We start from the raw sequence: 19,001 nt of genomic DNA, 5'->3' as shown, positions 1-19,001 counted from the left end.
CGCATGCGCTTGCTGACCCTTCTCCCCGCACTGCTGCTGTTGGCTGCGCTGCCCGCTGCCGCCGATGCGCTGCAATGTGGCGAATACCGCAGCGCCGATGGCGGCATGGCGCTGGTGTTCACCACTCCCGGCAGCGGCTACCGCCACGATGACGGCAGCGAACCGCAGCCGCTGTGGGTTGATCGCAGTGCGGCACAGACCCGGTTGGTCATGCTCGACGATGGTGTGGCGCAGCCGATCCGGATCAGCGCCGATGGGCAGCGCATCGAGGACGACGTGGTGGTGACCTACACCCTGCGCCAGTCCCGCGCCTGCGCCGTCGAGCCCAGCGCGGTTGCCGGCAGCTGCCGCGCTGCTGGCAGCTACTGCATCGCGCAGCTGCCCACGGCCTCGCCCGGCCAGGCCCAGCGCGCGTGCAGTGAAGGCGTTGGTGCGGCCTGCTCGACGCAGCTGCGACAACTGCGCGATGGAATAACTGCGGTCGGACGCGATGACATGCGCCCCGCGCTCTTCGAACGCCCGCCCATCTGCCGCGAACACACGCCCGGGCATGACCTGCAGGCCTGCGAGGCGCTGACCGGTGATGCGCTGGCTGCCGCGATGCAGCGGGTGGGTGAACGTCTGCAACAGGAAGACGAAGACACGCTGGATTCACCGCTTCCGGCCGCTGCACGCGATCAGCTGCAGCAGCTGTGCCTGCGGCATCGCAGTGGCCGCTTCTGCATCGAGGTGGCCGAACAGCAGTTGATCGCACGAGAACCTGCGTTGGCGGTGCAGGCGCTGCAGGTGGTCTGCGACGCAGGCCGCATCAGTGCCTGCGAACGTACCGCGCCGTTGCATGCACTCGGTGCTGATCTTCGCCTGGTCCCGACCCAGCAGGTGCCGTGCGGCCGCTACCAGGCCGACGGTGGCGTGATCGACAGGCTCGACTTCGGCGATGGCACCCGGGCCCGCCTGCATGACGGTGCCATTCATCTGCAACAGAACAGCGAAACCCTTGTGTTGCGCCAGCTGGACAACGGCGACCTGCTTGGCATGGATGCGCAGACCGCCTACCAGCGTTACCAGCCCGTTCCCGACACGGCACAATGCACGCCCCCGCGCGAGGGCCGTGGTTCGCCGTAGCGCCTGGAGTTTCCCGTTCGATCGTCAAGGAGACGACATGCTTTCACCTGCATCGCGCCGCCGTTGGCTGGCCTTGGCGTTGCTGCTGGCCGCGCCGATGGCCGCCGCACAGTCACCGCAATGCGGCCTGTTCAAGGCCGAGGAAGGCAGCAGCACGCTGCGCATCAGCTCACCCAACCGCGGCGAGCAGAAACACTTCGGCAGCGCGCCGTCTCCGGTCGTATTCCAGCAGATAGACGGAAAGCTGCAACTGGTGAGCCTGGAATACGGCCTGCCCAGCGCGTTGCAGGTACGCGACCGCGGCCGCACCGTAGAAGTGGATGGCACGGTCTTCACGTTGCAGGCGCCGGCAGCGTGCGCCGTAGCGGCCGTGCCGGCTGAAGGCAGCTGCCTGGCCGATGCGGCGGCGTGCCTGGACAACCGCCGTGAAGCGCCCGCGGCCGCGCTGGAAGCAGGGTGCCGGGAAGGCGTGCCCGGCATGTGCCTGCAACTGGCTGATCGTTGGCACGAGGAGGCCAAACCCACGGTCGAGGCCGATCCCTCCCTGGCAAAGGCAACGCTGGACGCTGCCCTGTCCGGCATCAAGCTCCCCGCCGCCTGTGACGACGGTGGCTTCGAACAGGGAACCCCGGCGTGTGCCGCCGCACTCGAGGCCGATCCCGCAGTGCAGGAGCAGCTGGTCAAGGCGGCGATGACGGCAGCCATGACCGAAGCCATGGTGACGATGACGGCGCCGACCGTGCCGGTGATCATTCCGGCTGAGCGGCGGCAACAGTTGTTGCGGCTGTGCCACGAGGTACCGCACGGTGGCTTCTGCACCCGCGTGGCTGAGCTGTCCTGGGACGCGGGAGACCCCCAGCAGGCGGTGCAGGCCCTGGCTGCGGCCTGCACCCCCGGCAATGACACCGCCACCTGCGAGCGCCTGCCGGCGCTGCAGGCGGTGGGAACATCGTTGCGACCGCAGCCTGCATCCACCTTGCCCTGTGGCAACTACCGGGCCGATGGCGGCCTGATGGACACGCTGGACTTCGGCGATGCGGGCCTGGTCGGTGTGGGCTGGGGCAGCCATCTTCGCGCGCGTGTCGAAGAGGGTGACATCCGCATCCGCCACGACAAGGGCGGCGACTTCGTGCTGCGCCCGCTGCCTGGCGGCCAGTTGCTGGGCCTGGATAACTGGACCCGCTTCCAGGTGTTCATCCCCACCGGCGATGGCCCGACCCGTTGCAGCGCACCGAAGCAGTTCAAGGTGCTGCCACTGCCACAGGATTGCCCGCTGGCACTGGCCAACGAGGGCGGTGCCGAAGCCTGCTGCGCGCAGGGCAAGCTGCAGGGCTGCAACATTCTGGGCAACCGCCTTGCGCTGTCCGGGAACTGGCTGCAGGCCGCCGAGCACTACATCACGGTCTGCCGCGCCGGCGTGCGCGAAGGGTGCGAGAACCTGGTCACCGCGCAGAGCAACGGCGCGGAGGTGGACGCACGGGCAACCCTGGAGCAACTGTGCAAGGCCGACCGCAGCGGCCTGCACGTGGCATGCGACGTGCTCGGAACCCAGAACTGGGAGCTGATCACGCTGGGCGGTGCCCTGCAGAAGGCGGCTGACGAAGCGGCAATGGACGACACCCCGGCAGCACGCAGTTCCAACCGCAAGCGCTGAGCCCGCCAGGGCCTGCCCGCAGCTTTGGGCAGGCCCTGCGGTAAAGTACGCGCCATGAACGAATTCGAGCGCGTGCGCGCCTACCTCACCGACCTGCAGGACCGCATCTGTGCGGCGATAGAGGCCGCCGATGGCCGCGCCCGCTTCCAGGAAGACCTGTGGCAGCGGGCCGAGGGCGGTGGCGGGCGTACCCGCGTGCTGCGCGACGGTGCGGTGTTCGAACAGGCCGGCATCGGCTTCTCCGACGTGGCCGGCAGCCGCCTGCCGCCGTCGGCCTCGGCCAACCGCCCGGAACTGGCGGGCGCATCGTGGCGTGCCACGGGCGTGTCGCTGGTGTTCCACCCACTCAACCCCTACGTGCCGACCACCCACGCCAACGTGCGCTTCTTCCAGGCGCAGCGCGACGGTGAGGTGGTGGCCAGCTGGTTCGGCGGCGGCTTCGACCTGACCCCGTTCTATCCGTTCGACGAGGACCTGCAGCACTGGCACCGGGTCGCACGCGATCTGTGCGCGCCGTTCGGCGACGAACGCTACGCCGCGCACAAGCGCTGGTGCGACGAATACTTCTTCCTGCGCCACCGTAATGAAACGCGCGGGGTCGGCGGCCTGTTCTTCGACGACCTGCATGGCGACTTCGAACGCGATTTCGACTACCTGCGCGCCGTCGGCGATGGCTTCCTCGATGCCTACCTGCCGATCGTGCAACAGCGCAAGGACACCGCGCATGGCGAACGCGAACGCGAGTTCCAGCTGTACCGCCGTGGCCGTTACGTGGAATTCAACCTGGTCTATGACCGCGGCACCCTGTTCGGGCTGCAGAGCGGTGGCCGCAGCGAAAGCATCCTGATGAGCCTGCCGCCGCGGGTGCGTTGGGAGTACGGCTTCAGTCCGGAAGCGGGCAGCGCCGAGGCGCGTCTGGCCGATTACCTGGTGCCGCGCGACTGGATCTGATCTTCCGGCGGCACGCCTGACGCGTGACGCCCTTCCCTGCCTGTGGTGCGCCCTGCACCGGACGGGCCCTGCCCCCACTTCCTTCAAGGATGACCTCATGCCTGCTGCTGTTTCCCTCCGCCCCCGCGCTGCGGGCTGGCGCTCCCTGCTGCTGCTCGCGCTGGCCTCGGCCAGCCTGCCGGCCGCCGCGCAGTCGATGGCCTGCGGCACCTACAAGGACAACAGCGGCAACACCACCCTGACCCTCGAAAGCGAAGGCCACGGTTTCCTGTCCGGCCCCTACCAAGCCACCGAGGAACTGCGCGTTGCCCGCCAGGAAGACGTGCTCGGCACCGGTAACCTGTCCACGGGCCAGCTGGAAAACTGGTACTTCTCGGACGATGACCGCACGATCAGCACGCCCTATCGCGAGTTCACCCGTGAGCACGCCACGGCCTGCAAGACGATGCCCGAACCCATCGAGGGTGGCTGCGTGATGAACACCTCCGAGTGCCTGGAGGCGCTGCCAGAGGCCGCACCCGTGAAACTGCACGCCTGGTGTGCCGAGGGCGTGGGCGCAGCCTGCACCCAACTGCTGGAGACCTACCAGCAGCAGGCCAAGGATGCCGCGCCGGCAGCTGCACGGGCGGAACCGCCAATGCCGGAGATCTGCAAGGAGGGTTCGCCGTCCTTCAATGCCGAGGGCTGCAGGGCGGTCGCCGAGGTGGTCGCCTCGGAGATGATCGGCAAGTCCCTGCTCGGCCTGCAGCATTCGGTCGATCCTGTGCTGCCATCCACGCAGCTCGATGAACTGGCCACACTGTGCCGGCAGCAGCACGGCGAGACGTTCTGCGCCGACGTTGCCGAGGTGCTGTGGAGTGGCGGGCGCCTGTTGCAGGCCCACGAAGCGCTGCAGCTGTCGTGCGCGCAGCGCGCGGATGGCGTGGCCTGCGGCCGCGCCAAGGCACTTGCCAGCCTGGCCGCTGCACCGGCCGCTGCACTGGCCCCGGTACCGGCCACCGTACTGCCCTGTGGCCGCTTTGAAGCCGAGTACGGCGTGCTCTCGCAGCTGCGCTTCCTCGACGGCGGCCTGATCGAAGTGGAGGGCCTCGACCAGCGCCTGCGCGCGAGCCTGCAGGACGGCCGCATCCTCATCCGTCGCGATGTCGGCAGCGACTTCGTGCTGCAGCTGCTGCAGAACGGCAACCTGGCCGGTATCGATAGCGGCAACCGCTTCGCTTACTACGAGCGCAAGCCTGCGGCTGGCACGGCCAGCTGCAAGCCGCCCGTGGCCTTCGTGGAGATTCCGCTGCCGCTGGATTGCCCGACCCTGGGCCGCAAGGACGGCGCCAAGGCCTGCTGCACCGATGGCAAGCTGCTCGGCTGCAAGGTGGCCGGCGAAGCGCTGTTCAAGTCCGAAAAATGGGCCGCGTCGCTGCCCTACTTCGAGACGCTGTGCAGTGCGGGCGTACGCGAAGGGTGTCTGGCATTGGCAGCGGTGTATTCGCACACCGCAGACCCGAAGATTCCGCAGTCCATGGCCGCGATCTGCGCGAAGGACGGCAAGAGCACGCACGTGGCCTGCGATGTGGATGCCACCCGCAACTGGCCGGCGCTGAAGGCCGAAGCCGCGCCCTGAGGGCGCGGGAAGGGGTACCCGTAGAGTCGAGCTTGCTCGACTCTACAAGTCAGGTGTTCTTCCTCGGAATGATGGTGATGTGCCCGTTGATCTCCAGCAGGGCCAGCTCGACATCCTCCACGCCCAGGCAGCCCTGCTGGCGCATGGCGGCCTCGAAATCGGCACGGGTGACCTGCTCGCGGCGAAGAACGGCGTCGAACAGGCGACCATCACGCGCGATCACCACAGGTTCTCCTTCAACCAGGCGCTCAACCTTCCGGTTGCGGGTACTCAACCAGCCGACCCCGTAGTTCAACAGAATCAGGGTCGCCGCCAGCAGCAGGCCGCCGCCCAGCGAGGTATCGGTGCCCAGCAGCGCGTTCTGCACCGCATTGCCCAGCAACACGATCAGCAATACATCGAACGGGGTGATCTGGCCCAGCGCACGTTTGCCGCTGAGCCGGACCATGCCCAGCACCACGACGTAGACCACCACCGCGCGCAGGATGAACTCCCACCACGGCATTGCCAGTGCGAACAGGTCAGGCATTGTCTTCCCCTGCGGAGCGGTGGCCCAGCGTGGCGCAGGCCATGGCGTCTGGCAACGGCACAAATAAAAAGCCCCGCTGACCAGGGGGAGGTCAACGGGGCCGGGGAACGGGCACTTGGGGAGGAGTCCCCGTTCCGAGATCTGCTCCAGGGGATGGGAGAGATCCACAACAGGCGTTGCGCCTGTCGAGAGTTATAGAAGCACTCCGAACACTAACGGTTCGTGAAGGGGCCCAATTTAATGAACATCGATCAGGGCAACATTCATGATCGAGTCAGAAACCTCTGACGAATGAACGAATTCACGTCGTTTTCGGCCTGAAACACCCTCAGTGCGCTTCGTCCCAGTTGTTGCCGATGCCGGTATCGACCACCAGCGGCACCCGCAGTTTGGCCGCTTGCGACATGCGCTCGACCACCTGCAAACGCAACTCCTCGACGAAACTGCTTTCGGTTTCGAACACCAGTTCATCGTGCACCTGCAGGATCATCCGCGCCGGTGCGCCGCTGTCACGCAGCCACTGGTCCACGTCCACCATGGCGCGCTTGATGATGTCGGCGGCGGTGCCCTGCATCGGCGCGTTGATCGCGGCACGCTCGGCACCGGCACGCAGGCCCTGGTTGCGGGCATGAATGTCGTTCAGGTACAGGCGGCGGCCGAACAGGGTTTCCACATAGCCCTGGTCACGCGCCTGCTGGCGCATCCGCTCCATGAAGTCGCGCACGCCCGGGTAGCGGCTGAAGTACAGCGCCACGTAGTCCTGCGCCTGGCCGCGGTCGATGCCCAGGTTGCGGGCCAGGCCGAAGGCGCTCATGCCGTACATCAGGCCGAAGTTGATCGCCTTGGCAGCGCGGCGCTCGTTCGGGGTCACCTCTTCCAGCGTACGCCCGAACACCTCGGCGGCGGTGGCACGGTGCACGTCGGCGCCCTGTTCGAAGGCACGTACCAGGCCCGGGTCCTCGGACAGGTGGGCCATGATCCGCAGCTCGATCTGCGAGTAGTCGGCTGCCAGCAGCTGGAAGCCCTCCGGGGCGATGAACGCGCGGCGGATGCGGCGACCATCTTCGGTGCGGATCGGGATGTTCTGCAGGTTCGGGTCCGACGAGGACAGGCGGCCGGTGGCGGCGCCGGACTGGTGGTAGCTGGTATGCACGCGGCCGGTGTCCGGATTGACCATCTCCGGCAGCTTGTCGGTGTAGGTGCTGCGCAGCTTGGCCAGCCCGCGATACTCCAGGATCACCCGCGGCAGTTCGTGCTGGTCGGCAATGGCCTCCAGCGCCTCTTCATTGGTACTCGGCTGGCCCTTCGGGGTCTTCACCACCGCCGGCAGCTTCAGCTCGTCGAACAGCACGGCCTGCAGCTGCTTGGGCGAATCCAGATTGAAACTGCGCCCGGCCAGCTCGGTGGCCTTCTGCTGTGCGGCCAGCATGCGCGAGGACAGGTCCTGGCTCTGCCGGCGCAGTTCGGCGGCATCGATCTGCACACCATTGGCTTCGATGCTGGTCAGCACCGGCACCAGCGGCATCTCGATGTCGCGGTACACGCTGTCCAGCGCCGGCTCGGCCAGCAGCTGCGGTTGCAACGCGCGGTGCAGGCGCAGGGTGATGTCGGCGTCCTCGGCCGCATAGCGGCTGGCTTCGTCGATGCCGACCTGCGAGAACGGAATCTGCTTGGCGCCCTTGCCGGCCACGTCCTCGAACTTGATGGTGTTGTAGCCCAGGTAACGCAGGGCCAGCGAATCCATGTCGTGGCGGGTGGCGGTGGAGTTGAGCACGAAGCTCTCAAGCATGGTGTCGTCGTGATAGCCCTGCACGTCCACGCCATGGCGGCGCAGCACGTGCAGATCGTACTTGCCGTGCTGGCCCAGCTTCTTCTTCGCCGGGTCCTGCAGCGCCGGGCGCAGCGCGTCCAGCACCTGCTGCATCGGCAGCTGGGCCGGCGCGCCTGGATAGTCGTGGCCGACCGGAATGTAGGCCGCCTTGCCCGTCTCGACCGCCAGGCTGATGCCCACCAGGCGCGCACGCATCGCGTCCAGCGCATCGGTTTCGGTATCGAAGCTGATTAGCTCGGCCTGCTGCAAGCGCTCGACCCAGGCCTGCAGCTGCTCGGTGGTCAGCACGGTCTCGTACTCACCCGGTGCCGCCAGCGCCGGATCCAGCGTGCCCGCTGCCGGTGCCTCGGCGCTGCCACGGGCAAAACCTGCTGCCGTGCCGCGCAGGCTCGGCGTTGCTTCGCTGGCGGCGGTCGGCGCCGGCAGCGGTGCACCCAGCTCCTTCAGCGCCTGGGTGAAGCCGTAACGCGCATACAGCTCGGTCAGCTCCGGCACGTCCTGCTCGCGCAGGGCCAGCGTGGTCGGGCTGGCGTCCAGCTCCACGTCGGTGCGGATGGTCACCAGCTCGCGGTTCAGTGGCAGGCGTTCCAGCGCCGCGCGCAGGTTCTCACCGATCTTGCCCTTCATGGTCGGCGCAGCCGCCATCACGCCGTCCAGGTGCTGGTACTCGGCCAGCCACTTGGCGGCGGTCTTCGGCCCGCACTTCTCCACACCGGGTACGTTGTCGACGGTGTCGCCCATCAGCGCCAGCAGGTCGACGATCTGGTCGGCACGCACACCGAACTTGTCCATCACCGCGGCGTCCGAATCCATGCGGCTGCCGGTCATGGTGTTGACCAGTTCGATGCCCGGGCGCACCAGCTGGGCGAAGTCCTTGTCGCCGGTGGAAATGGTCACCTTCAGGTCCTGCGCCACGCCCTGCAGGGCCAGCGTACCGATCACATCGTCGGCTTCCACGCCGGGAATGCGCAGGATGCTGATGCCCAGGGCTTCGACGATGCGGCACATCGGCTCGACCTGGCTGCGCAGCTCGTCGGGCATCGGCGGACGGTTGGCCTTGTACTGGTCGTACAGGTCATCACGGAAGGTCTTGCCCGGCGCATCGACCACGAACGCCACGTAGGCCGGGCGCTCCTTCAGTGTCGAGCGCAGCATGTTGACCACGCCGAACAGCGCGCCGGTGGGTTCGCCCTGTGCATTGGACAGGGGCGGCAGCGCGTGGAACGCGCGGTACAGGTAACTGGACCCGTCGATCAGGACTAATCTGCTCATGGGTCGATTCTACGCGCCCGTGCCTGCATCGCGGCGACACGGCAGGCACCCGGCGATGGGGCATAATCAAGGCTCTTTCCAGGCAAAGGCCCCCGCCGATGAAGACCCTGATGCTGGCTTCCCTGCTCCTGCTCGCTGGCTGCGCCAGCATGGGTGGCGCGGGCGCTCCCCCCGTGGACGTCAAGGGCGCGGATGTGTCCAAGCGCACCATGGACAACGGCGACACCATCGAGGAATACCGTGTCTCCGGCCAGCTGCGCATGGTCAAGGTGACCCCGTCGCGTGGCGCCCCGTTCTACATGTACGACAAGAACGGCGATGGCCGTTTCGACAACGACAAGGACGGCGTGTCGCCGGTGTACTGGAAGCTGTACAGCTGGTGATGTGACCGGGGTCGGATCCCTTTCCACAGGAACGGGCTCTGACCCCATCAATGCGATCGGCACCGCCCATCCACGCATGGCGTGGATCTACACGCCATGCGTGGATGACCACCTGTCAGTAGATCCACGCCATGCGTGGATATGGCCCTCCCGGCCCCACAGAAGATGACGCCGGCGCGCATCCTGCGGCCGGCGTCGGGTCCCCTCCCCGGGAACGCTTGAATCAGCGGATGACCAGCACCGGCAGCGTGCTGCGCGCCAGCACTTCGGCGGTCTGGCTGCCCAGCAGCACACGGGTCACGCCACGGCGGCCATGCGAGGTCATCACGATCAGGTCGCTGTTGCGCTCGCCGGCGGTCTCGATGATGCCGTCGGCCGCATAGCGGTCCAGCACATGCACCGGATTGGCGGTAATGCCCTGCTCGGCGGCCTTGGCCAGCGCCGGCTGCAGCACCTTCTGCGCGCCTTCCTCGCGGTCGGCCTTGTACTCGGGGCTGTTCATGTAGCCCACGCTCCAGCCCATGGCGTCGTACATGCCGACGGCCCACGGCTCGGAAACGGTCACGATATCGACCTCGGCATTGAGGTCCTTGGCCAGCTCCAGGCCCTTGGCCAGGCCCTTGTCGGCCAGCTCGGACCCGTCGGTGGCAATCAGGATGCGCTTGTACATGGTGAGGCTCCGTGGCGGTCTGCCAGATGGGAACACCACCATTGCACACCGGATGTGCAGGGCACGCCTTGAGCAGGATCAATCCGGCGCCGCGCAGCGGCGTGTGCGCACCGTCGGCTTGCGTACCCGAACACTGCGGCGCATGCTCGACGGGAGGCGCACCGCCACGCTCAAGGATGACCGACATGCAGGACAACAAACCGCCCGTCTGGAGTCCCCAGAAATCCATCCTGGTCGCCGCGATCGTCGCCTTGGCGATGCTTTTCGGCGGCTACCAGGTCGGCAAGGATATGGCCTTGCGTGACAATGCCCGCCAAGCAGCCGACCGATAACCTGCTGTCGTAAAGTCGAGCTTGTTCGACTGCTTCTGCTCACAAAAGGCAGCCGAGCATGGGCTCGGCTCTACATCAGGCCTGCGCTCAGGCGATCTGCACCACGCGTGCGTTCCGGCACAGCGGGTAACTGGCCACGAATTCGGCAATCGCATCACGCATCGCCTCGAACGATTGGCCGTACATGTACAGCGCGGTTTCGGTCGGGCCCTGCCACCAGCTGCAGATCTCGCCCAGGCCATCGATGCGCTCGGACAGCTGCTCGAACACGTGGTTCGAATCGCACTGTTCGTAGACTTCGTCCGGCAGGGTCAGGCCATCCAGGTAGATCCCCAGACCCTCGGTCACGCCGAAGCTGCGGTCGGCCTCGCCCGCGCCCTGCAACTGCGAGCCCTTCGGCGCGCCCAGTTGTTCCAGCAGATCGATCAGCTTCGGCACGCCGGCCGCATCGACCAAGGCCACTTCGATGTCGCCGTATTCGACCTCGCCGTCGTCGGACATCGCGGTGCCGCCGCCGGTGAGCTCGCCCACCTCGGCCGCCTGCAGCAGCGCATCGAGCGGATCCTCGAACAGCTCATGGCGATGCTCGGGCTGCAGCTTGGCATTCAACTTCACGGTGACGTGCAGCGCGGGTTCGGTCATCGGGGCATTCCTGGAGGATGTCAGGCCCCATTGTAGAGTCGAGCTTGCTCGACTGCTTCTAGCGCAGCACAAGGCAGCCGAGCATGGGCTCGGCTCTACAACACCACGGTCAACACAGGAACGGCGCCACCTTGCGCTTCAGCAGCTCCACCAGCACCGGGTCCATGTAGTCGTAGTCATCCGGGATGTCCAGACAGATCACCCGCTTGCCGTTCAGCCATGCCTTGTAGCGGCTGGACAACCGGTTGCGGTGGGCGCGCTCCATCACGAACACGATGTCGGCCCACTGCAGCAGCTCGGGGCTGAGCACTTCCTCCGCGTCGGCCAGCAACCCGGCCGAGGCGGTCTCGATGCCCGGCCAATCGGCAAACACCTGCTCGGCCGTCGGGCTGCGCAGGCGGTTCTGACTGCAGGGGAAGAGCACGTTGCGGGTCATGAGCGCAGCCTAATCGGGGTCAGAGCCCTCCCTGCGGGAGGGATCCGACCCCTCGAAGGTGATCAGATCACCGTCAGGTTGGCATACGCCATCACCAGCCACTTGCTGCCAGCATCGGCGAACTCGACCTGCACGCGGGCGTGGGCGCCGTTGCCTTCGTAGTCGGTCACCATGCCTTCGCCGAACTTGGGATGGGTGACCAGCGCGCCGAGCTTCAGCGGCGGCGCCTCGATCGAGGCGTGTCCCATCACCCGGCTGGCGCCCATCGATGCCGGTCGCGAGACCTGCACCTTCGGGCGCACTTCGTGCAGCAGCTCGCGCGGGATCTCGCGCAGGAAGCGCGACGGCAGGCTGTAGTTGTCCTGGCCATGAATGCGGCGCGACTCGGCATAGCTGAGCACCAGTTTCTGGCGTGCGCGGGTGATGCCCACGTACGCCAGCCGGCGCTCTTCTTCCAGCCGCCCGCTTTCTTCCAGCGAACGTGCGCTGGGGAACAGGCCCTCTTCCACGCCAGCCAGGAACACCAGCGGGAATTCCAGGCCCTTGGCCGAATGCAGGGTCATCAGCTGCACGCCCTCCTCGCCCGCCTGTGCCTGGCCCTCACCGGCCTCCAGCGCGGCATAGCCCAGGAAGGCCACCAGCTCATCCATATCCTCGCCCACTTCCTCGATATCGTCTGCGCGGCGCACGAAGCGCGAGGCCACCGAGACCAGTTCGTCGAGGTTGTCGGTGCGCGATTCGGAGTCCAGCGCGTTGCGGCTTTCCTTGCTCCAGTGCTCGCGCAGCTGCGAGCGGGCCAGCACGTGGTCCACGCGCTCGGCCAGGGTCATGTGCAGGGTCTGCGCCTGCAGCTCGTTGACCAGCACCAGGAAGCCGGCCAGCGCATTGCGCGCGCGTGCGGCCAGTGCGCTGCCCTGGGTGACCAGCATGGTCGCTTCCCACAGCGAAATGCCCTGCGCGCGTGCCTCGCGGCGCACTTCGTCCAGCGTGCGATCGCCAATGCCACGGGTGGGCGTATTGACCGCGCGCTCGAATGCGGCGTCATCGTTGCGGTTGGACAGCAGGCGCAGGTAAGCCAGCGCATCCTTGATTTCGGCACGCTCGAAGAAGCGCATGCCACCGTACACGCGGTACGGCACCTGTTCGCTCAGCAGCGCTTCTTCCAGCGCGCGCGACTGCGCGTTGCTGCGGTAGAGCACGGCCACTTCGGTGTAGCTGCCGCCATCACGCACCCACTGGCGCGCACGCTCGACGATGTAGCGCGCCTCGTCCATCTCGTTGTACGCGGCGTACAGGTCGATCGGCTCGCCGTCGCCGCTGTCGGTCCACAGCTGCTTGCCGATGCGATCCGGGTTGTGCGCGATCACCGCGTTGGCGGCGCCCAGGATGTTGGCGGTGGAGCGGTAGTTCTGCTCCAGGCGGATGGTCTGTGCGCCCGGGAAGTCACGCAGGAAGCCCTGCACGTTCTCGACCTTGGCGCCGCGCCAGCCGTAGATGGCCTGGTCATCGTCGCCGACCACGAACACATGGCCCGAATCGCCGGCCAGCACGCGCACGAAGGCGTACTGGATGGCGTTGGTGTCCTGGAACTCATCCACCAGGATTTCGCGGAAGCGAGCGCGGTAGTGCGCCAGCAGCGCCGGGTTGTCGCGCAGCAGTTCGTGCGCGCGCAGCAGCAGTTCGGCGAAGTCGACCAGGCCGGCGCGGTCGCAGCGCGCCTGGTATTCGATATAGGCCTGGCGCATGGTTTCCAGCCACGCGTCATGCGGCTCGGGCTGGATGTGCTGCGGGCGACGGCCTTCGTCCTTCTGTTCGTTGATCCACCACGCAATCTGCTTGGGTGGGTACTTGCCGTCATCCAGTTCCAGCGCCTGCACCACGCGCTTGACCAGCCGCAGCTGATCGTCCGAGTCCATCACCTGGAAGCCTTCGGGCAGCTTGGCGTCCTGCCAGTGCAGGCGCAGCAGGCGGTTGGCCAGGCCATGGAAGGTGCCGATCCACATGCCACGGCTGCCGTTGGGCAGCTGTGCGTCGATGCGGTGGCGCATTTCGCCGGCCGCTTTGTTGGTGAAGGTCACCGCAAAAATGCCGTGGGTCGGCACGCCATCGACTTCATGCAGCCAGGCGATGCGGTGGGTGAGTACGCGGGTCTTGCCGGAACCGGCACCGGCCAGCACCAGGTGGTGGCCGGGGGGAGCGGAGACGGCTTCGCGCTGGGCCGGGTTCAGGCCATCAAGCAGGTGGGAGACATCCATGCTCCCATTTTACGGCATCGCCGTCGCGGCTCCTGCGACCACCTGAGTTGCCAGCACCTGCGCCTGCTGACGCAGTTCAGGCACCGCCAGGCTTTCCCACAGGCTACCGATGCGCAGGCTGCCGATCACGCCCAGCCGTGCCTGCGGCTGGCCACCCACTGCGCGCAGGCGGTCGCCCGGCACCGTGCTGTCCAGGCCCAGCCCATGTGGACCGGGGCGGGCCAGGCCATCGGCCTGCAGCTGCTGCAGCAACGGATTGCGCAACGCGCTGGCGCGGGTTTCCACGCCGGTGGCGTTGATCACGCCGCTGATCGTCCACTGCGGCTCGGTGCCGGAGGCGTCACGGCCGGACAGCTGCAGAGCATCGCCTTCGCGCCAGATGCGCTGCAGGCGGGCACGGTGGATGCGCAGCTGGCCACTGTCCTGCAGGGTCTGCAGCTGTGCGTCGACCTCTTCGGCGATGCGGTGGCGATGCACGTCCCAATAGCGCACCACATGGCGCAGGAAGCGACGCTGGTCGGCCTCATCGAGGCTGCACCACAGTGCCTGCCCATGTGGACGGATACGGTCCATCACGCCCTGCCATGGCAAGCCGTCGGCCTTCGCCTGACGAGCGAACCCGCGTAGCGCGCGCAGGCGCTGGCGCAGGTTCAACGGCAGCAGCGCAGCCGGGTCGAACGTAGGCAGGCCGCCATGCGCATGCGGCAACGGCAGCAGGCCATGGCGCGAGATCACATGCAGCGGGCCGGAGTGGCCGGCGGCGACCAGTGCCAGCACGGTGTCGGCCATGCTCAGGCCGGAGCCGACAATGGCGACGGCCTGCTCGCCGGCCAGAGTACGCACGCCGTCGTAGTCCCAGGCCTCGATCACGTCATCGGCGGGCAGTGCCTCGGCACCGGCCACCGGCAGCGGGCGCATGCTGTTGCCGGTGGCGAGCACCGCCTGCGCGGCGTGCAGCGCCTGGCCATCGCCCAGCTGCAGGCGGTAGCCATGGTCATCCGGCTGCAGACCCAGCACCGGCTGCGCGATCACCTGCAGCTGCGCCGGGCTGGCCGCAGCGGCCTCCTGCAGGCGCTGCTGCAGGTAGGCAGCAAAGTAATGGCGACACACGTAACGCTCGCCCAGCACCTCGCGCGCCTCGCCCGGGTAGGCATTGGCGGCCATCAGGTAGTCGAGGAAGTCGCCGGGCTGGTCGGCAAACGCACTCATCTTCGCCGCCGGCACGTTCAGCAGATGCTCCGGCCATGGCGTGGCATAGGCGATGCCCTGGGCCAGCTGCGAGGCGGGTTCGAAGATGGCCAGCGCCAGCGGCGCCTTGGCCTGGCGCAACACCTGGATCGCCACCAGCACTCCGGCCGCACCACCACCGATGATCGCCAGGTCCAGTTCGCCATTACGCGGTGAATCAGTCATGCACCGATTGTAGGCCATCGGCGATGACAGGCCGGATTGCCGAAGCGGGCGGTTGCCGCCGCCTCACATCAGCGCATCGGCCAAGCGTGCGATGCCCTCACGGCTCCGCCGCCAGGCAGGACGCTTGCGCCATTGCTGCAGATCCAGCTGCCGCGATTCACGCAGGTAGCCATCCTCGATCCCGCACAACTGCCTCACCAGCGCGTGGTCGTAGCAGATCAGGCCGATCTCGGCATTCAGCGCGAACGAGCGGATATCCATGTTGATCGAGCCGAGTACGGCGATGTCCTCGTCCACGCTCATGTGCTTGGCATGCAGGAACTGCGGTTCGTACAGGGCGATGCGTACACCACAGCGCAGCAGTTCGTCGTAGTACGCCTCCTGCGCCCACGAGGTCAGCCGTTGGTTGTTGCTGGCCGACAGGATCAGCTGCACCTGCACGCCGGACAATGCGGCGATACGCAGCGCACTCAGTGTGGCTTCGTCCGGCACGAAGTAAGGGGTGACCATCACCAGCCGGCGTCGCGCCAGGTGGATCAGCGCGGCTACCGCGTCGCGCGCATTGCTGTACGGGTAGGCCGGGCCGCTGGGCAGCAGCTGGGTGGCGATGTCGTCGCTGCACTCGGGCACATCGGCGATCACATCCAGTCGCTGGCCGGTTTCGATGTACCAGTCACTGGCGAATACCGCTTCAAGGTGCGCCACCGCCGGCCCGCGTACGCGCGCCACCAGTTCGCGGTTGGGATGGCCGGCAACGAATTCAGGTCGTGCCAGATTCTGCGAACCGACGTACCCCACTTCGTTGTCGATCACGGCGATCTTGCGATGGTTGCGCAGGTCCATGCGACCGCTGCGGCGCCAGCGCAGACCGCCGGGCAGCATCGCGCGCACCTCAACGTCACGTGACCGCAGTCGCTTGCTGTACGCGCGCAGGCCCCGTTTGGCGCCTACCGCGTCGAGCAGCACGCGGCATTGCACGCCTCGTGCTGCGGCGCGTTGCAGTGCCTCGACGATGGCCTCGCCCACCGTGTCGTCGAACATCAGGTAATACAGCAGGTGCACCCGGTCCTGGGCCTGGTCGATGTCGGCAATCAGGTTGTGCAGCGATTCGTCGTAGTCGGTCAGCAGGTCGACCGCGTTACCGTGCACCGGCATGAAATCGCCTTGGCGCTGCACCAGCGGCACCACTTCGGCGCTGGCGGTATCGGCCTGCGGCGTCCAGCGCAGGCGGCGTTGCAGCGCCTGTTCCTCGCGGATGACCTGGGAGGCCTCGGCCTGGCGACGGATGCGCTCGCGCGACAGCCACGGATGACCAAACAGCAGGTACAGCGGCAGGCCCAGCAGCGGCACGAAGCCGACCAGCAGCAGCCAGCTGCGCGCCGCACCCGGCGTGGTGCGGGTGGGGATCCAGCACAGCGCGACCAGCCGGATGAGCCAGTCGATCAGGAGCAGGTACGAACCCAGCAACCACTCGAACAGCATCGCGTCGTCCGTCGGGAGGTAATGGGTCATTCTGCCCACCGGGGTGTTTGGAGTCGAGCCGCGCCCCATGACCGACGGGCGCCATTGAGATGAACGCATCGCCATGCGCGCGGAGAATGCCGCATGGCACGGAGCAGGATGTGCGCCCGGGTGCTCGACAGCGTGCCGACCAACGGTCGGCACCCACAGGCACCCACCACCGGGCATGAAAAAACCCGCCACGAGGGCGGGTTTCTTCGGAAGCGACCAGCAATCCTTGCGGATTACTTGATCTTGCCTTCCTTGTACGGGACGTGCTTGCGCACGACCGGATCGTACTTGGAGAATTCCATCTTCCCCGGGGTGTTCTTCTTGTTCTTGTCGGTCGTGTAGAAGTGACCGGTACCAGCGGTCGAAATCATACGGACCTTATCGCGCTTGCCTGCCATGATCGTCTACTCCTCAGACCTTTTCGCCGCGCGCACGCAGCTCAGCCAGAACGGAATCGATACCGTTCTTGTCGATGGTGCGCAGTGCATGCGCGGAAACACGAAGCTTCACCCAGCGGTTTTCGCTGGCAACCCAGAAGCGGCGCTCGTGCAGATTCGGCAGGAAACGACGACGGGTCTTGTTGTTGGCGTGCGAGACGTTGTTACCCGTCTGCACTCGCTTGCCGGAAACCTGGCATACGCGGGACATGGCGCACCTCGATAGTAAGTTGTGTCAGCCCGTAGCCCGGGAGACGGCGGCCTCGATGGTTGCCCACCACACGTCAAGAGAATCAAAGGGTTACGCTGGCGTTGGGCGGCCGGGGACGTGCTCCCGGGGGCGCCGCCCGGTAGAAAACCGGACACAGCGAGCCGCGCATTATGCACGGGTTCAAGCACTTGCGCAAGTTACCCACAGGCCGGGACTGAACACGGCGACCGCTCCCCCCCTGTAGAGCCGGGCCGGCTCAACGCAGGTGCGGGATGACCTGGGCCAGCAGATGGGCATCCTTCAACGCGCCGTGCAGGCCACGGTTGCCGGGAATACACAGGCGCTGCAGCACATCGTCCAGCTTGTTGCCCTGGCCCGGCCAGCGCCCCCGCGCCAGCTTCAGGCTGCAGGTGATGCGGCAATGCTGGGCCAGCGTCCCGGAGATACCAGACAGGCGCAGCTCGTTGTCCAGGAAACCCACATCGAAGGTGGCGTTGTGCGCGACCATCTCGCTGCCGCGCAGGAAGTCGAGCAGTTCGGCGGCTTTGCTGGAAAACAGTGGCTTGCCCACCAGCATCGCATCGCTGATGCCATGCACGCGCTGCGCGCCCCAATCGACCTTGCGCTGCGGCTGCAGGTAGGTGTGGAACTGGCGGCCGGTGAGCTGGCCATCGATCAGCTCCACCGCACCGATTTCAATGACGCGATGACCCAGGCGGTGCGAAATGCCGGTGGTTTCGGTATCCAGTGCGACGATGCGACTCATGCGTGAGGCTGTTTCCTGTTGCGTGCCGTGATGATTTTCGCATGCCCGGTGCGTATCACCCCAACACCTCCACCACCCAATCAATAAACACCCGCAGCCGCTGGCTCATGTGCCGGTTCGGCGGGAACATCACATGCATCGGCATCGGTGGCAGCTGCCAGTCCTGCAACACCGGCATCAGCTCGCCACGCGCCACATGCGGCTCGGCCATGTAGCTGGGCAGCGCGACCACGCCGAGCCCCGCCAGCGCAGCGGCCAGATAGGCATTGCCGTCGTCGAAACCGACCGTGTAGCAGCCCTGCACTTCGATGCGCTCATCGCCGCGCTGCGCGCTGAATACCCGGGCACGGCCACTGCGCGGGCTGAGGAAGCCGACCATGTGGTGATCGGGCCCTTCCAGCGCGCGCGGGTCGGTCGGCAGGCCGAAGTGCTGCACATAGCTCGGGCTGGCGTGGAAACCGATCGGCAGCGCCGCCAGCGGCCGCGCCACCAGTGCGGGGTCAGCCGGCGTGCCGCCACGGATCACGCAGTCAACGTTGTCGGCGATGACATCGACCTCGCGGTCGCTGACGCCGATGTCCAGCTGGATCTCCGGGTAACGCGCCTGGAAATCCGGCAGTGCGGGTACCAGCCGCAACCGCGCGTACGGCCCTGGCACATCCACGCGCAGGCGTCCGCGCGGCTGGGTGGCCGCGTCGCCCAGCCCGCCTTCCACCTCTTCCAGCTCGGCCAGCAGGCGGGCGATGCGCGGGTAGTAGGCCGCGCCGTCGGCGGTGACACTGACCCGGCGCGTAGTGCGATTGAGCAGCCGCAGCCGCAGGTGCGCCTCCAGCTGCTGCACCAGCTGAGTGGCTGTGGTGCGGCTGATCTGCAGGGTCTGCGCGGCCCGGGTGAAGCTGCCGGTTTCCACCACCCGGGCAAACGCCCGCATCGCCTCGAAACGGTCCATGGCGGGCCATGATTG

General features: G+C 66.9%; 18 protein-coding genes. 6 read left to right on the top strand and 12 right to left on the bottom strand.

What is annotated here, in order from left to right:
• Nucleotides 1-3 precede the first annotated feature (3 nt).
• The 4 genes from ABR323_RS20465 to ABR323_RS20450 all read left to right on the top strand — a co-directional run bounded on the left by ABR323_RS20465 (nucleotide 4) and on the right by ABR323_RS20450 (nucleotide 5,348).
• Nucleotides 4-1,125: a hypothetical protein gene (locus tag ABR323_RS20465; RefSeq protein WP_439450617.1), complete on the top strand. Its 1,122-nt coding sequence runs from the start codon at nucleotides 4-6 to the stop codon at nucleotides 1,123-1,125.
• A gap of 37 nt (nucleotides 1,126-1,162) precedes the next feature.
• Nucleotides 1,163-2,779 carry a hypothetical protein gene (locus ABR323_RS20460; RefSeq protein ID WP_439450616.1) on the top strand — a complete coding sequence of 539 codons (1,617 nt, stop codon included), beginning with the start codon at nucleotides 1,163-1,165 and terminating at the stop codon, nucleotides 2,777-2,779.
• 54 nt (nucleotides 2,780-2,833) lie between these two features.
• Entirely contained in the window at nucleotides 2,834-3,730 is an 897-nt protein-coding gene (gene hemF / locus ABR323_RS20455; protein WP_439450615.1) for an oxygen-dependent coproporphyrinogen oxidase, read from the top strand.
• 97 nt (nucleotides 3,731-3,827) lie between these two features.
• Complete coding sequence (locus ABR323_RS20450; protein WP_439450614.1) at nucleotides 3,828-5,348, top strand: hypothetical protein; 1,521 nt, start codon at nucleotides 3,828-3,830, stop codon at nucleotides 5,346-5,348.
• A gap of 49 nt (nucleotides 5,349-5,397) precedes the next feature.
• Here ABR323_RS20450 and ABR323_RS20445 read toward each other — a convergent pair whose 3' ends face one another.
• Together ABR323_RS20445 and polA are read right to left on the bottom strand one after the other, a co-directional pair.
• Complete coding sequence (locus ABR323_RS20445) at nucleotides 5,398-5,877, bottom strand: DUF421 domain-containing protein (protein WP_439450613.1); 480 nt, start codon at nucleotides 5,875-5,877, stop codon at nucleotides 5,398-5,400.
• Between the two features lie 328 nt (nucleotides 5,878-6,205).
• The gene (polA, locus tag ABR323_RS20440) at nucleotides 6,206-8,980 is read right to left on the bottom strand and encodes a DNA polymerase I (protein ID WP_439450612.1); all 2,775 of its coding nucleotides are present in this window, start codon (nucleotides 8,978-8,980) and stop codon (nucleotides 6,206-6,208) included.
• A gap of 98 nt (nucleotides 8,981-9,078) precedes the next feature.
• On the opposite strand from polA, the gene ABR323_RS20435 reads away from it, so the two are divergent.
• On the top strand, nucleotides 9,079-9,363 hold the full coding sequence (locus tag ABR323_RS20435; RefSeq protein WP_100474755.1) for a DUF2782 domain-containing protein: 285 nt from the start codon (nucleotides 9,079-9,081) through the stop codon (nucleotides 9,361-9,363).
• Between the two features lie 223 nt (nucleotides 9,364-9,586).
• Here ABR323_RS20435 and ABR323_RS20430 read toward each other — a convergent pair whose 3' ends face one another.
• Nucleotides 9,587-10,033 (bottom strand): universal stress protein, encoded by a 447-nt coding sequence (locus ABR323_RS20430; protein WP_005411629.1) that lies wholly within the window; start codon nucleotides 10,031-10,033, stop codon nucleotides 9,587-9,589.
• 185 nt (nucleotides 10,034-10,218) lie between these two features.
• Between ABR323_RS20430 and ABR323_RS20425 the strand changes: the two genes are divergently transcribed.
• A complete protein-coding gene (locus ABR323_RS20425; protein ID WP_439450611.1) occupies nucleotides 10,219-10,365 on the top strand; it encodes a hypothetical protein in 147 nt (48 codons plus the stop codon).
• A gap of 87 nt (nucleotides 10,366-10,452) precedes the next feature.
• Here the strand turns inward: ABR323_RS20425 and ABR323_RS20420 are convergent, their stop codons facing one another.
• From ABR323_RS20420 to ABR323_RS20380, 9 genes are all read right to left on the bottom strand, one after another.
• On the bottom strand, nucleotides 10,453-11,007 hold the full coding sequence (locus ABR323_RS20420) for a hypothetical protein (RefSeq protein ID WP_439450610.1): 555 nt from the start codon (nucleotides 11,005-11,007) through the stop codon (nucleotides 10,453-10,455).
• Between the two features lie 109 nt (nucleotides 11,008-11,116).
• Nucleotides 11,117-11,443, bottom strand: a complete 327-nt coding sequence (locus ABR323_RS20415; protein WP_439450609.1) for a low molecular weight protein tyrosine phosphatase family protein — start codon at nucleotides 11,441-11,443, stop codon at nucleotides 11,117-11,119.
• A gap of 62 nt (nucleotides 11,444-11,505) precedes the next feature.
• Nucleotides 11,506-13,698 carry a DNA helicase II gene (gene uvrD, locus ABR323_RS20410; RefSeq protein ID WP_439450608.1) on the bottom strand — a complete coding sequence of 731 codons (2,193 nt, stop codon included), beginning with the start codon at nucleotides 13,696-13,698 and terminating at the stop codon, nucleotides 11,506-11,508.
• 9 nt (nucleotides 13,699-13,707) lie between these two features.
• On the bottom strand, nucleotides 13,708-15,129 hold the full coding sequence (locus ABR323_RS20405; protein ID WP_439450607.1) for an FAD/NAD(P)-binding protein: 1,422 nt from the start codon (nucleotides 15,127-15,129) through the stop codon (nucleotides 13,708-13,710).
• Between the two features lie 45 nt (nucleotides 15,130-15,174).
• Entirely contained in the window at nucleotides 15,175-16,593 is a 1,419-nt protein-coding gene (cls, locus tag ABR323_RS20400; RefSeq protein WP_439450647.1) for a cardiolipin synthase, read from the bottom strand.
• 263 nt (nucleotides 16,594-16,856) lie between these two features.
• On the bottom strand, nucleotides 16,857-17,024 hold the full coding sequence (rpmG, locus tag ABR323_RS20395; RefSeq protein WP_170272460.1) for a 50S ribosomal protein L33: 168 nt from the start codon (nucleotides 17,022-17,024) through the stop codon (nucleotides 16,857-16,859).
• Nucleotides 17,025-17,034: 10 nt separating this feature from the next.
• On the bottom strand, nucleotides 17,035-17,271 hold the full coding sequence (gene rpmB, locus ABR323_RS20390; RefSeq protein WP_005411638.1) for a 50S ribosomal protein L28: 237 nt from the start codon (nucleotides 17,269-17,271) through the stop codon (nucleotides 17,035-17,037).
• A gap of 256 nt (nucleotides 17,272-17,527) precedes the next feature.
• The gene (gene dnaQ / locus ABR323_RS20385) at nucleotides 17,528-18,037 is read right to left on the bottom strand and encodes a DNA polymerase III subunit epsilon (RefSeq protein ID WP_135275562.1); all 510 of its coding nucleotides are present in this window, start codon (nucleotides 18,035-18,037) and stop codon (nucleotides 17,528-17,530) included.
• A 55-nt stretch (nucleotides 18,038-18,092) separates the two neighbouring features.
• Nucleotides 18,093-18,986: a LysR substrate-binding domain-containing protein gene (locus ABR323_RS20380; protein WP_439450606.1), complete on the bottom strand. Its 894-nt coding sequence runs from the start codon at nucleotides 18,984-18,986 to the stop codon at nucleotides 18,093-18,095.
• Nucleotides 18,987-19,001: the final 15 nt, after the last annotated feature.

This window comes from Stenotrophomonas sp. ATs4 (assembly GCF_051861585.1).
Classification (GTDB): domain Bacteria; phylum Pseudomonadota; class Gammaproteobacteria; order Xanthomonadales; family Xanthomonadaceae; genus Stenotrophomonas; species Stenotrophomonas maltophilia_AS.
This window is presented reverse-complemented; position numbering and strand designations above follow the sequence as displayed.

Coding starts and splice junctions, on each gene's coding strand:
- ABR323_RS20415 (WP_439450609.1), bottom strand. CDS start 11,443: ATGACCCGCAACGTGCTCTTCCCCTGCAGTCAGAACCGCCTGCGCAGC.
- ABR323_RS20460 (WP_439450616.1), top strand. CDS start 1,163: ATGCTTTCACCTGCATCGCGCCGCCGTTGGCTGGCCTTGGCGTTGCTG.
- ABR323_RS20405 (WP_439450607.1), bottom strand. CDS start 15,129: ATGGCCTACAATCGGTGCATGACTGATTCACCGCGTAATGGCGAACTG.
- uvrD (WP_439450608.1), bottom strand. CDS start 13,698: ATGGATGTCTCCCACCTGCTTGATGGCCTGAACCCGGCCCAGCGCGAA.
- ABR323_RS20450 (WP_439450614.1), top strand. CDS start 3,828: ATGCCTGCTGCTGTTTCCCTCCGCCCCCGCGCTGCGGGCTGGCGCTCC.
- ABR323_RS20465 (WP_439450617.1), top strand. CDS start 4: ATGCGCTTGCTGACCCTTCTCCCCGCACTGCTGCTGTTGGCTGCGCTG.
- ABR323_RS20380 (WP_439450606.1), bottom strand. CDS start 18,986: ATGGACCGTTTCGAGGCGATGCGGGCGTTTGCCCGGGTGGTGGAAACC.
- ABR323_RS20445 (WP_439450613.1), bottom strand. CDS start 5,877: ATGCCTGACCTGTTCGCACTGGCAATGCCGTGGTGGGAGTTCATCCTG.
- dnaQ (WP_135275562.1), bottom strand. CDS start 18,037: ATGAGTCGCATCGTCGCACTGGATACCGAAACCACCGGCATTTCGCAC.
- ABR323_RS20435 (WP_100474755.1), top strand. CDS start 9,079: ATGAAGACCCTGATGCTGGCTTCCCTGCTCCTGCTCGCTGGCTGCGCC.
- hemF (WP_439450615.1), top strand. CDS start 2,834: ATGAACGAATTCGAGCGCGTGCGCGCCTACCTCACCGACCTGCAGGAC.
- ABR323_RS20425 (WP_439450611.1), top strand. CDS start 10,219: ATGCAGGACAACAAACCGCCCGTCTGGAGTCCCCAGAAATCCATCCTG.
- polA (WP_439450612.1), bottom strand. CDS start 8,980: ATGAGCAGATTAGTCCTGATCGACGGGTCCAGTTACCTGTACCGCGCG.
- cls (WP_439450647.1), bottom strand. CDS start 16,593: ATGCTGTTCGAGTGGTTGCTGGGTTCGTACCTGCTCCTGATCGACTGG.
- ABR323_RS20430 (WP_005411629.1), bottom strand. CDS start 10,033: ATGTACAAGCGCATCCTGATTGCCACCGACGGGTCCGAGCTGGCCGAC.
- ABR323_RS20420 (WP_439450610.1), bottom strand. CDS start 11,007: ATGACCGAACCCGCGCTGCACGTCACCGTGAAGTTGAATGCCAAGCTG.
- rpmB (WP_005411638.1), bottom strand. CDS start 17,271: ATGTCCCGCGTATGCCAGGTTTCCGGCAAGCGAGTGCAGACGGGTAAC.